The organism is Serratia nematodiphila DZ0503SBS1 (assembly GCF_000738675.1).
GTDB classification, from domain to species: Bacteria; Pseudomonadota; Gammaproteobacteria; order Enterobacterales; family Enterobacteriaceae; genus Serratia; species Serratia nematodiphila.
This window is the reverse complement of the sequence record NZ_JPUX01000001.1, coordinates 1820481-1832996: the sequence shown is the minus strand read 5'-3', so window position 1 is coordinate 1832996 and position 12516 is coordinate 1820481. Positions and strand designations below refer to the sequence as shown.

At 56.9% G+C, this 12516-nt stretch carries 11 protein-coding genes and 1 pseudogene; 5 read left to right on the top strand and 7 right to left on the bottom strand.

Translation table 11 applies throughout. The features are described from left to right. Positions 1-79 precede the first annotated feature (79 nt). Entirely contained in the window at positions 80-778 is a 699-nt protein-coding gene (locus JL05_RS08375; RefSeq protein ID WP_033632136.1) for an RluA family pseudouridine synthase, read from the top strand. A gap of 7 nt (positions 779-785) precedes the next feature. On the opposite strand, the gene JL05_RS08370 is transcribed toward JL05_RS08375, so the two are convergent. Next, positions 786-1325 (bottom strand): DUF2058 domain-containing protein, encoded by a 540-nt coding sequence (locus JL05_RS08370; RefSeq protein WP_004931599.1) that lies wholly within the window; start codon positions 1323-1325, stop codon positions 786-788. A gap of 303 nt (positions 1326-1628) precedes the next feature. Between JL05_RS08370 and JL05_RS08365 the strand changes: the two genes are divergently transcribed. The 3 genes from JL05_RS08365 to JL05_RS08355 all read left to right on the top strand — a co-directional run bounded on the left by JL05_RS08365 (position 1629) and on the right by JL05_RS08355 (position 5184). Next, on the top strand, positions 1629-2606 hold the full coding sequence (locus JL05_RS08365) for a DUF1852 domain-containing protein (RefSeq protein WP_033632135.1): 978 nt from the start codon (positions 1629-1631) through the stop codon (positions 2604-2606). Between the two features lie 25 nt (positions 2607-2631). Further along, the gene (locus tag JL05_RS08360) at positions 2632-3663 is read left to right on the top strand and encodes a methionine synthase (protein ID WP_004931594.1); all 1032 of its coding nucleotides are present in this window, start codon (positions 2632-2634) and stop codon (positions 3661-3663) included. 171 nt (positions 3664-3834) lie between these two features. Next, the gene (locus JL05_RS08355) at positions 3835-5184 is read left to right on the top strand and encodes an MFS transporter (protein WP_033632134.1); all 1350 of its coding nucleotides are present in this window, start codon (positions 3835-3837) and stop codon (positions 5182-5184) included. A gap of 97 nt (positions 5185-5281) precedes the next feature. Here JL05_RS08355 and JL05_RS08350 read toward each other — a convergent pair whose 3' ends face one another. Then, entirely contained in the window at positions 5282-6409 is a 1128-nt protein-coding gene (locus JL05_RS08350; RefSeq protein ID WP_033632133.1) for a hypothetical protein, read from the bottom strand. Between the two features lie 256 nt (positions 6410-6665). Next, entirely contained in the window at positions 6666-7532 is an 867-nt protein-coding gene (gene mscS / locus JL05_RS08345) for a small-conductance mechanosensitive channel MscS (protein ID WP_015378992.1), read from the bottom strand. 205 nt (positions 7533-7737) lie between these two features. On the opposite strand from mscS, the gene JL05_RS08340 reads away from it, so the two are divergent. Then, positions 7738-8406 (top strand): DUF1345 domain-containing protein, encoded by a 669-nt coding sequence (locus tag JL05_RS08340; RefSeq protein ID WP_033632132.1) that lies wholly within the window; start codon positions 7738-7740, stop codon positions 8404-8406. Between the two features lie 219 nt (positions 8407-8625). Here the strand turns inward: JL05_RS08340 and fbaA are convergent, their stop codons facing one another. From fbaA to JL05_RS25735, 4 genes and pseudogenes are all read right to left on the bottom strand, one after another. Beyond that, the gene (gene fbaA, locus JL05_RS08335; RefSeq protein ID WP_004931586.1) at positions 8626-9705 is read right to left on the bottom strand and encodes a class II fructose-bisphosphate aldolase; all 1080 of its coding nucleotides are present in this window, start codon (positions 9703-9705) and stop codon (positions 8626-8628) included. Positions 9706-9821: 116 nt separating this feature from the next. After that, entirely contained in the window at positions 9822-10985 is a 1164-nt protein-coding gene (gene pgk, locus JL05_RS08330) for a phosphoglycerate kinase (protein ID WP_015378994.1), read from the bottom strand. A gap of 70 nt (positions 10986-11055) precedes the next feature. After that, positions 11056-12072, bottom strand: coding sequence for an erythrose-4-phosphate dehydrogenase (epd, locus tag JL05_RS08325; RefSeq protein WP_004931582.1), 1017 nt, complete (start codon positions 12070-12072; stop codon positions 11056-11058). 312 nt (positions 12073-12384) lie between these two features. After that, positions 12385-12510, bottom strand: a pseudogene (locus JL05_RS25735) (LysR family transcriptional regulator); the annotation flags it as partial. Positions 12511-12516 lie beyond the last annotated feature (6 nt).

Sequence of the window (12516 nt, the reverse complement as noted above, 5' to 3'; positions counted from 1 at the left end):
CGCAGTGTAGCGAAAACCGCATTCGCTCATCGACGCGAAATTCGCTATCATCCGCACCCACCCTCCAGCCGGCCGCCTGATGTCTACGATCACCGATACCTTTATCGCCCCGCCATGCCATGACCAGATAGAGATCCTCTATCAGGACGATCATCTGGCGCTGATCAATAAGCCGGCCGGGCTGCTCAGCCTCTCGGGCAAAAATCCGCAGAATCTCGATTCGGTACACCACCGGCTGGTACAGCTGTTCCCCGGCTGCGCCCTGGCGCACCGCCTGGATTTCGGCACGTCCGGTTTGATGGTGGTGGCCCGCAACAAGGCCGTCAACGCAGCGCTCTGCCGGCAGTTCAGCGAACGCACCGTCGGCAAAGTGTACAGCGCGCTGCTCTGCGGCCATCTGGCGGATAACGAAGGGGTAATAGACGCGGCGATCGCCAAAGATCCGGCGCTGTTCCCGCTGATGTCGATTTGCGCCCTCCACGGCAAGCCCGCCCGCTCCCGCTATCGGGTCGTCGAACGTTTTTATCGTGAAATGGAAGGCGGGATCTCGCTGCCGCTGACGCGGGTGCAGCTCACCCCGGAGACCGGACGCACCCACCAGCTGCGTATTCACAGCCGGCAATTGGGCCATCCTATTTTAGGTTGCGATCTGTATGGCGGGCGCCTGCTGCCGGGTACCGAGCAGACGCCGCGGCTGATGCTGCACGCCAGCAAGCTGAACTTTGTGCACCCCATCAGCGGAGAGCGGATAGCCGCTCGTCACGCCGCGCCGTTCTGAACGCGGCTTACCACATCAAATCGTCGGGCACTTTAAAGTCGGCGTACGGATCGTCTTCATCCTGCTCTTCCTGACTCAGCGCGCTGTGCAGCACTATGCTGGCCGCATCACGCTGCGCGATTTTATCGGCGACGCTCGCGGGGATAATCGCGTATTCACACTCTTCGCGGCTCTCGACAACCAAGCGGGCAATGGCGAGGCGGCCATTGATCAGCTGCGTCTGGGTCGCTTTATCCACCAGGATTTTCTTGATCAGGTTACCGTCGGTGAAGTTGAAACCGATATCGCCTTTCGCCAGGACGATGCGGTTCATCTCGATCAGCTGCTTCACCTGCGCCTTGTATTCTTTGGACAGCGCGGCCTGCTTTTGCTGCTCGCTCAGTTGCTTATCGCGCTCAAGCTGCGCCTTTTTATTCTCTTCCACCGCCTCTCTGGCCTCGCGCGCCTGAACGCGTGATTTTTTAGCCGTTCTCTGGACTTTGGCCATTTTCTTGCTGGTTACCAAGCCCGCTTTGAGCATCTGCTCTTGTAAGGTGAGTTTTGTCATGTTCGTGTCTGAAGCCTTGGGGTCATGGTGGGATTATACCCGTAATTTTTCAGGCTGCACCAGCTTGCCGGGCGGCTGCACCGCAGGGCAACGGCGGCAAACCCACCTGAACCCCAGATCATGAATGTGGCTCATGTGGTAATGAAATTAAGTCTCTTTCACTCCCACCGGGACTCTGGCAAAAATAGACCTCATTAACGACAGACAATATGAAATCGGCTGAATGAAAAAATAGAAAAACAAGCCATTGAAATAAATGGATAAACCCAGCCATCATATCATATAACAGGATGCTATAAGACGATGAATAGAGACTTTACCTTTACGATTAAGAGCAGTTCTTTCGATGAAGATTATAACCCTTCTGAAAATACGCGTATCACCACCAACTTCGCCAATTTGGCCAGAGGGGAAAACCGCCGGGAGAACCTGCGCAACACGCTGGTGATGATTAACAACCGCTTCAATTCGTTGGCGCATTGGGATAACCCCAAGGCCGATCGCTATGCGGTCGAGCTTGAAATCATTTCGGTTGAGATGCGCATTGAAGATCACAGCGCCAGCTTCCCGGTAATAGAAATCCTGAAAACCAACATCCTTGATAAAAAAACGCAAACGCGTATCGAGGGCATCGTCGGGAACAATTTCTCCTCTTACGTGCGCGATTACGACTTTAGCGTCTTGCTGCCGGCGCACAATAAAAACACGGCGGAATTTACCATTCCGGATGATTTCGGCGATTTGCACGGCAATATCTTTAAGCACTTCGTCAATTCAAACGAATACCATGAGAATTTCAGCAAACCGCCGGTGATCTGCCTCAGCGTGTCCAGCAAAGACACCTATCATCGGACGGGCAATCAACACCCGGTCTTGGGCGACGAGTATCGGCAAGACGGCGCTTCGCTGACCGACCGGTATTTTAAAAAAATGGGCCTGCAGGTGCGCTATTTCATGCCGAAAAATAGCGTCGCGCCCCTGGCGTTTTATTTCCCCGGGGATTTGCTGAGCGATTACACCGATCTGGAGCTGATTGGCACCATCAGCACGATGGAGACCTTCCAAAAAATCTATCGGCCTGAAATTTACAATGCCAACTCGGCGGCGGGGCAATGCTATCAGCCAAGCCTGAATAACCAGGATCATTCATTAACCAAGATTGTTTACGATCGCGAAGAGCGTAGCCAGTTGGCGATTGAGCAGGGGAAATTTACGGAAGAGCAATTTATCAAACCCTACAAACCTATTCTTGAGCAATGGTCTGCCCACTACGCGCTTTGATTCACTTAAATACAGGTCACCTATCATGAAAATATTGCTCCCCACATCGACCGCCGGCAGCTTACCCAAACCGGTCTGGCTGGCCCAACCGGAAACCCTGTGGTCGCCCTGGAAATTGCAAAATGAAGAATTAATCGAAGGCAAGCAAGACGCCCTGCGTTTGTCGCTGGCAGAGCAACAACAGGCCGGCATCGATATCGTCAGCGATGGCGAGCAAACGCGCCAGCACTTCGTCACGACGTTTATCGAACACCTCAGCGGCGTCGATTTCGAGAAACGCGAAGTGGTTAAAATCCGCAATCGCTACGAGGCGAGCGTGCCAACCGTGGTGGGGGCGGTCTCGCGTCAAAAGCCCGTTTTCGTTGAAGACGCCAAATTTTTACGCCAGCTGACCCAGCAGCCGATTAAATGGGCCCTGCCGGGGCCGATGACCATGATCGACACGCTTTATGACAACCACTATAAAAGCCGCGAGAAATTGGCCTGGGAGTTCGCCAAGATCCTCAATCAGGAAGCCAAAGAGCTTGAGGCCGCCGGCGTCGACATTATTCAGTTTGATGAGCCCGCATTTAACGTGTTCTTTGACGAGGTGAATGACTGGGGCATCGCCGCCCTGGAAAGAGCCGTTGAAGGGCTTAAGTGTGAAACGGCCGTACATATCTGCTATGGATACGGCATTAAGGCCAATACCGACTGGAAAAAGACGCTGGGCTCTGAGTGGCGGCAATATGAAGAGGCGTTTCCCAAGCTGCAAACGTCGACTATCGATATTATCTCGCTGGAATGCCATAACTCGCACGTGCCGATGGACCTGCTTGAACTGATCCGCGGTAAAAAGGTGATGGTCGGCGCCATTGATGTAGCGAATCATGCCGTCGAGACGCCGGAAGAAGTGGCCGCTACGCTGCGTAAGGCGCTGCAGTTTGTCGATGCCGACAAGCTCTATCCGTCGACCAACTGCGGCATGGCCCCTCTGCCTCGTCAGGTCGCCCGCGGCAAGCTGAATGCCTTAAGTGCAGGCGCCGAGATCGTGCGCCGGGAACTGTTGGCCAAATAACCGCACCAGCGCCCGCCGCAGTAGCCTCCTGTGGCGGGCGATGATCATCGTCTCCCGCTCCCCGCAACGCCCCCCCTCTGGTGTATACTCGGGTTTCTACGCGATGCCAGCCACAGCGGCCTGAACGGCCCCTCAGCCAGCCCACAACAGCTTAATAACAGTGGAACCCTCATGAGCCCAGATACCGCTCGCATCAGCGAAATCATCGATCGCGCCAGGATCTCGCCTTATCAAATCCTGATCCTGACCTTATGTTTCCTCATCGCCCTGCTGGACGGGTTCGATACCGCCATCATCGGCTATATCGCCCCGGCGCTGCGCGAAGAGTGGGGCCTGCAGCCAGCGCAGCTCTCCCCCGCCTTCGGTGCGGGATTGTTCGGTCTGCTGATCGGCAGCCTGCTGTTCGGGCCGCTCGCCGACGCTATCGGCCGCAAGCGCGTGCTGCTCGTCGCGGTGCTGGTGTTTGGCGGCTGCACCCTGGCTTCAGCCTATGCGCATTCGATCGAATCCCTGACCCTGCTGCGCTTTATCACCGGCATTGGCCTCGGGGGCGCGATACCGACCTGCATCACCCTCAGCTCTGAGTACTCACCGGCGCGCCGGCGCATGCTGATGGTCACCCTGAGCTGGAGCGGCTTTACCGCCGGGCTGGCCCTGGGCGGCCTGCTGGCCGGGCAGATCATCCCGGCGTTCGGCTGGCGCGGCCTGCTGCTGGTCGGCGGCATTGCACCGTTGGCGCTGCTGCCGCTGTTGGCCTGGCAGATGCCCGAGTCGGTGCGCTTTATGGCCGCCAGCGCCAAACATGCCGATCGGCTGCGCCGGGTGGTCGAGCGTATCACCGGCCAGCGTTGGACGGGGGGATCCATTGTCGATGACGAGCGCCCGGCGCAGGCCAGGTCGCCGATCTCGCACCTGTTTATCGAAGGGCGCGCCGTGCGCACCCTGCTGCTGTGGGCGGCATTCTTCTGTTCGCTGTTCGTGTTCTACCTGCTCACCAGTTGGCTGCCGACGATCCTCAAAGACGCCGGTTTCGATATCGCCCACGCCTCGCGCATCGGCGCGATGGTGCCGCTCGGCGGCACCCTGGGCGCCATCCTGATGGCGCTGCTGATGGATCGGGTCGGGCCCTATCGCGTGCTGGCCTTCTCCTACCTGGGCGCCGCGCTGGTGATCGGCGCTACCGGTTACCTGATGGGCGACGCATACACGCTGGCCGCCGTCGTGTTCCTGATCGGCTTCGGCGTGGCCGGCGCGCAAAACGGCCTGAATCTGGTTTCTGCCACCCTTTACCCGACCGCAGCCCGCGTGACCGGCGTCAGCTGGGCCATGGCCAATGGCCGCTTCGGCTCGATCGTCGGCTCGATGCTCGGCGCCTGGATGATGACCGCCGCCGGTTCGCCGGAAGTGTTCTTCCTCTGGCTGGCGCTGCCGGCGCTGCTGGGCGCCGTCGCCATCTTCCTGCTTTATCGCCTCAGCCTGCGCCGCCGCGCGCCGCTCACGGAGCCAGCAGCGGACATCTGACCGCCCTGAAAAGAAAAGGCCGAAACGCCATCGATGGCGTTTCGGCCTCTCATGAAAAACCCTTAACCTATCGGTTATTTTTCAAAAGCGCTTGCCGCTATAGCGCACTGTTTTCCTTGTCATTGGCTTCCTTTATGCACTCATCGACATTTTTAAAATCATATTGCAGATAAACGCTCCCAACCCCACTATTGACGGCGGTCGTTTCAAGCATAATCCCCTGCAAATCGTTCTTGAACGGTTTATCTTTTTTCTCTTCCCAGTCAAAACCGAAATAGCGTTCTTTTTTAAGCAGCCCTATCATCCAATCACCAGGTTCTTTCCATAACGACCCCGGCAGCAGCACATCAGTGGCTTTTCCTTTGCCATAATTAGCGGTCAATGATTCAGCAATGTCCTTCACCTTGGACTTTAACGCCACCCCATAACTGTCTGTATTGATATCACCGCTAAGCGCGCGAATTCGGCATAAACCAACCTTGGGAGAGATGAGCAAAATGTAGGTTTCAAAGGCGTAATACGTTTTGGGGACGACCTCCGTAGTATAAATATTAAGACGATTCGGTATTGCCGTTAAGGTAACACCTGTCATGTCCTCGACGTTCTTTTTCGTTAACCCCATTTGCAGGCCAAACGGCCCAATGCCGGGCGGAAGCAACGCGTCTTTCGCCACCGGTTCTTCCTGCTGATTGGATTTTGAAGCGGTTGATGTTGCATGATCGGCTATCGTCGGGACGGCCAGGCCATATTTCGCCGACAGCAATTTTTGCTGCAACATCGCCAGACTTTGCTCTTGAGTGGCTATCGTTGCCTTTTTTATCGCCCCCACCAGACCACCATCGTATTGTGCGGCCTCTTGTTTAGCGGTCGATATTTCCCGAGTCAGCATTGTCAACTCAGCGGTGAGTTTTTCCGCCAGCTTCAGATCTGGCGCGGTCTGGTTCGTGACAATCTCAACCTTTGATCCAGACTCGATCGCATTGATTCGTTGCTGAATAAGCGCCTTGTTCGTTTTCAGAATTTCCAGTCGCGCCATCACCAGAGATTTAATCAAGCCGCCGTTTAACGTGTCCTGCTGTTTAGCTGCGTTTTCAATCTCGGCATCCGTACTCACCAGCTCTGACTTTAAATCGGCTACTTGCTGTATTTGTTCAGGCGACAATGCTTTTGGCCCGCATCCAGAGATCAATACGCTCAATAATGCGGCAATAACAGCCCTTTTCATTTCATCCCTTTCCTATCGACAATCCACAAGAAAGCTATGGTATCAGAGGAGGAAACAGTAACAACGAAAAGTCGTTTTTATCGCGACTTATTGAGCTTCTCGTTATTACGCCCACATCTATTTGTCATAGGCCGCAATTTCCGAAGGCGCATATCGGCTTGGCGCCAATATCGATACAGTGGAGACAGATTGAGTGGCTGTCTGGCTAATACGGGGAAAATGACAATAAAAAAGGGGGTCAAGGCCCCCTTCTCTGTTATTCCGCCTTGGCGGAAGCGTCTTCGGTGCGATACAGGTGCACGTCCATTTGCGGGAACGGAATGCCGATGTTGTGGGCATCCAGCGCGCGCTTGAAGTTTTCCATCAGATCGAAGTACACATTCCAGTATTCCGCGTTAGTGGTCCAGGAACGGGTCACGAAGTTCAGAGAGGACGGCGCCATCTCGTTCAGACGCACGGTCACGCCTTTGGCGTGCATGATGCGCTTGTCGGCGGCGATCACGTCGCCCAACACCTTCTTCACCACATCGATATCGGCGTTGTAGGCCACGCCTACCACGATGTCCACGCGGCGGTTCGGTTCGCGGGAGTAGTTGATGATGTTGCCGGCGATGATTTTACCGTTCGGCACCACGATGGTTTTGTTGTCTGCGGTACGCAGGGTGGTGGAGAAAATCTGCACCTGATCGACGGTACCGGCCACGCCGCCCAGATCGACATACTCACCCACGCGAAGCGGGCGGAAGATCACCAGCAGCACGCCGGCGGCGAAGTTGGACAGCGAGCCTTGCAGCGCCAGGCCGACGGCCAAACCGGCGGCACCCAGCACGGCGATCACCGAGGTGGTCTGCACGCCGACGCGCCCCAGCACCGCGATGAAGGTGAACGCCAGCACGCCGTAACGTACGATCGCCGACAGGAAGTCCGCCACCGTGGCGTCGATGCCGCGCAGTTTCATCACGCGGTTCAGCGCATTACCGACCACGCGGGCCACGATCGAACCGATGATCAGGATAACGATGGCGGCGACGATATTCACCGCATACTGGATCAACAGATCCTGGTTCTTCACCAACCAGTCGCCGGCACCGTTGATGCCGTCTACTACATTCAAATCTTTCATTCGTGTCGTCCTAACTCAGTCCCTAACGGGAGAAACTCGCAAAAATACACTGGCTTCGGCAGCCAGTAGGAAACCACCGCCTAAGGGTAACCAACATTAAAGGCTCATGCCAACCGTCAGCGTTAAAAATAGCCGAAACCGCCCGCCGCGTCTTCTATGCTGAAAACAGCGCGTTGGCCATTTCACGACAAGGGATCCGTTCTTCATGCACATTCGCTCTTCGCTCAAACACTATTGGCAAGTGCGACCCAGGCTGCTGTTTTCCGTCGGCGCCGGGCTGCTGTGCTTTTTGCTGCTGCCGGCCCAGCTCTCGTTGCTGCAGCGCCTGATGATCGGCTGGAATACACTGGCCTGGCTCTATCTGCTGTTTCTCTGGCGGCTGATGCTGGTCAGCACGCCGCAGCACATTCGCCAGATCGCTCGGCGACAGGATGAAAGCGCCAGCACGGTGTTGGCGCTGGTCAGTTTCGGTTGTCTGGTGAGCATTCTGGCGATCCTGTTCGAATTGAGCAGCGCCAAACAGGCCAGCGACTCGCTGAAAACCCTGCATCTGGCACTAACCGGCGCCACGCTGGCAGTCTCCTGGCTGCTGCTGCCGACCGCCTTCACCATGCACTATGCTCATCAGTTTTATCGTCAGGGCGCACAACAGGATCCTTTGCCGCTGCTGTTTCCCGGCAATCTCACCGAGCCGACCTATCTGGACTTCGCCTACTTCTCCTTCACCATCGCGGTCGCGTCGCAAACCGCCGACGTGGCGGTCGGCGCCGCGGAGGTGCGTAAAATCGCGCTCGTGCAGTCGGTTATTTCGTTCGTGTTCAACATGCTGATCCTGGGCCTGTCCATCAACGTGGGTGCCGGCTTGCTGAGCTGAAAACGAAAAAGGCTCCCCGCAGGGAGCCTTTTAATCACAAACAAAGGAGGAAAAAACGTGGTTTTTCCTCCTTTGTGATCATCAGCCGAAAATCAATAAATTGATTTTCCTTATTTTTTATATTTTGCCAACGGCAAGCCAGGCAACGCCATCAGGCTTGTCATAAACAACAAGGCTCCCCGCAGGGAGCCTTTTGCATCGTGCAACAGGTGCCGAAGATTACAGAACGTCTACCGCGTTCAGATCTTTGAAGGCCTGCTCCAGACGCGTCACCATGCTGGTTTGCGCTGCGCGCAGCCAGACGCGTGGATCGTAGTATTTCTTGTTCGGCTGATCGGCGCCTTTCGGGTTGCCCAGCTGGCCCTGCAGGTAAGCTTCGTTCGCTTTGTAGTACTGCAGGATGCCGTCCCAGGTCGCCCATTGGGTGTCGGTGTCAATGTTCATCTTGATCACGCCGTAGCTGACGGACTCTTTGATTTCCGCATCGCTGGAACCGGAACCGCCGTGGAACACGAAGTTCAGGCTGTTATGCGGCAGGTTGAATTTCTCGGAAACGTATTTCTGAGAATCGCGCAGGATGGTCGGAGTCAGCTTAACGTTACCTGGCTTGTACACGCCGTGCACGTTACCGAACGAGGCTGCGATGGTGAAGCGCGGGCTGATGGCGTTCAGTTTTTCGTACGCGTAAGCCACGTCTTCCGGCTGGGTGTACAGCGCGGAAGCGTCCATATGGCTGTTGTCCACGCCATCTTCTTCACCGCCGGTGCAGCCCAGTTCGATTTCCAGCGTCATGCCGATTTTGGCCATGCGCTTCAGGTAGGCGCTGCAGATCTCGATGTTTTCTTCCAGAGATTCTTCAGACAGATCGATCATGTGGGAAGAGAACAGCGGTTTGCCGGTAGCGGCGAAGTGCTTCTCGCCGGCGTCCAGCAGGCCGTCCAGCCATGGCAGCAGTTTCTTCGCGCAGTGGTCGGTGTGCAGGATCACCGGCACGCCGTAGTGTTCAGCCATCTGGTGAACGTGGTGTGCGCCGGAGATAGCGCCCAGAATCGCTGCGCCCTGAGGCACATCGGTCTTCACGCCTTTGCCGGCGATAAACGCGGCGCCGCCGTTGGAGAACTGAACGATGACCGGCGCGCGCACTTTAGCCGCAGCTTCCAGCACTGCGTTGATGGAGTCGGTACCCACGCAGTTTACCGCTGGCAGCGCAAAGTTGTTCTCTTTAGCAACTGCGAAGACTTTCTGAACGTCATCACCCGTGATGACACCCGGTTTTACGAAATCAAAAATTTTAGACATGTTACTTTGTCCTGTTTCGTCGGCCGTAGATGGATGTAAATCGATGTTTTCACGCCGCGCAGCGTTAGCCGCGCGGTATAAAACAAACGGGCGGCTTTCGCCTCCCGTTGTCTGAATTACTGCTTAGCGCGCTCTTCCAGCATCACGACTGCAGGCAGCGGTTTCCCTTCAACGAATTCCAGGAATGCGCCACCGCCGGTGGAGATGTAGGAAATTTTGTCAGCGATACCGAACAGATCGATGGCTGCCAGAGTGTCGCCGCCGCCAGCGATAGAGAAAGCGTCGCTATCGGCGATCGCGCGGGCGACAATTTCGGTGCCCTTACGGAAGTTAGGGAACTCGAATACGCCAACCGGGCCATTCCACAGAATGGTCTTGGCGTTCTTCAGGATAACGGCCAGACGCTCGGCAGAGACGTCGCCCATATCCAGAATTTGCTCGTTGTCCTGGATCTCGCTCGCCGGCTTCACGGTTGCGGTTGCGGTTTCGGAGAACTCGGTCGCTACGCGCACGTCGGTCGGCACCGGAATGTCGCAGGTTTCCAGCAGTTTCTGCGCGTTCGGGATCAGGTCAGGTTCGTACAGGGACTGGCCCACGTTGTTGCCCTGCGCCGCCACGAAGGTGTTGGCGATGCCGCCGCCGACGATCAGCTGATCGGCGATTTTGGACAGGGAATCCAGCACGGTCAGTTTGGTGGAGACTTTAGAACCGCCCACGATGGCGACCATCGGACGGGCCGGGTTGCCCAGCGCTTTGCCCAGCGCTTCCAGTTCGGCGGACAGCAGCGGGCCGGCACAGGCGACAGGCGCGAACTTGCCCACGCCGTGGGTGGAAGCCTGCGCGCGGTGCGCGGTGCCGAATGCATCCATCACGTACACGTCGCACAGCGCCGCGTATTTCTTGGACAGGGTTTCGTCGTCTTTCTTCTCGCCCTTGTTGAAGCGGACGTTTTCCAGCACCACCAGTTCGCCTTCGGCAACGTCGACGCCATCCAGATAATCCTTCGCCAGACGCACTGGGGATTTCAGGTGGTCTTTCAGGTAGTTGACCACAGGCAGCAGGGAGAATTCTTCGTTGTACTCGCCTTCGGTAGGACGACCCAGGTGGGAGGTTACCATCACGCGGGCGCCTTGCTTCAGCGCAGCTTCGATAGTCGGCAGGGAAGCGCGGATACGCGCGTCGGAAGTCACTTTACCGTCTTTTACCGGCACGTTCAGATCGGAGCGGATCAGTACGCGTTTACCCGCCAGATCCAGATCGGTCATCTTAATTACAGACATGGTGAACCCTCTTTATTGAATCTCTATAAAATTGCCTGAGCAGCGCGCCAATCACGCCGGCGCCGCCGTACTAGAAACCGCTGGCGGCCATTGCCCGTGTTGTATCCAACATCCGATTGGCAAAGCCCCATTCATTGTCGCACCAGACCAAGGTCTTTATCAGGTGCTGCCCGCTGACCCGGGTCTGCGTACCGTCGACGATAGCGCTGTGCGGGTCATGGTTAAAATCGATCGAGACCAATGGTAATTCCGTGTAGTCAACTATACCACGAAATGATTCCCGTGCGGCCTTTTGCAACAGCTGGTTGACCTCCGCCACCTTCACCGCGGCGCTCACGCTGACGCTCAGATCGATAGCCGTCACGTTAATGGTCGGCACGCGCACCGAGATCGCCTCGAAGCGGTCGCAAAACTGCGGGAAGATGCGGGTGATGCCCGCGGCCAGCTTGGTATCGACCGGAATGATCGACTGGCTCGCCGCGCGGGTGCGCCGCAAATCCGCGTGATACGCGTCGATCACCGGCTGATCGTTCATCGCCGAGTGAATGGTGGTCACGGTGCCGGACTCGATGCTGTAGGCGTCGTCCAGCAGCTTGATCACCGGAATAATGCAGTTGGTGGTGCACGAGGCGTTGGACACGATGCGATGTTCCGCCAGCAGCGTCTGATGGTTGACGCCGAACACGATGGTGGCGTCCAGATCGTTGCCGCCCGGGTGGGCGAACAGCACTTTCTTCGCCCCCGCCGCCAGATGGGCTTCGCCATCCGCCCGGCTGCCGTACACGCCGCTGCAGTCCAGCACCACGTCGACGCCCAGTTCGCCCCAGGGCAACTGCTCCACCGCCGGCTGATGCAACAGGCGAATCGCGTCGTCCCCGACGCTCAGCGTGTCGCACTCCTGCCGCACATCCCAGGCGAAGCGGCCGTGGCTGGAGTCGTACTTCAGCAGATGGGCCATGCCCTCGGCGTTCGCCAGCTCGTTGATCGCCACCACGGAGATTTCCGCCCGTCGTCCCGATTCGTACAGTGCGCGCAATACGCTGCGGCCGATGCGGCCAAAGCCGTTTATCGCTATGCGGATGGTCATGCTGCTCCTGAAAAAGGGCCGTCCACGCCGGGTTGGCTCACCGGCACCGGTCGGCGCTGACTGGTTGTCTCACTAACCCGCATAGAGTAGTGGATCGCACCGCCCGCTGTGAATCGCCGAGTTTGCATTATTCCCGCGCTTCAGCGGTTTTTCACCGCCGTCACATCGGCATTTCAGTTGAAGAGTGCTTCAACTGAAACGCTTCAGCTGAGCATAAACCAAAGTTTTGGCAAAAGGAACAGGTGCAACAGTTCCTCAGGTAACGGAGGGGAGTTTTACGAGCATAAGATGATCTGGCGCACATTTTTGGCCTCAAGACCGCGACGGATTTTCGCTCGCCGGCCCCGTTTCGCCGTAGTGCTCACGAAAATAGTCGCGCAAAAATTCGACCGTCACCCGCACTTTCGCCGACGTTGCCAGCCGGGAAACGTATACCGCTAGCGG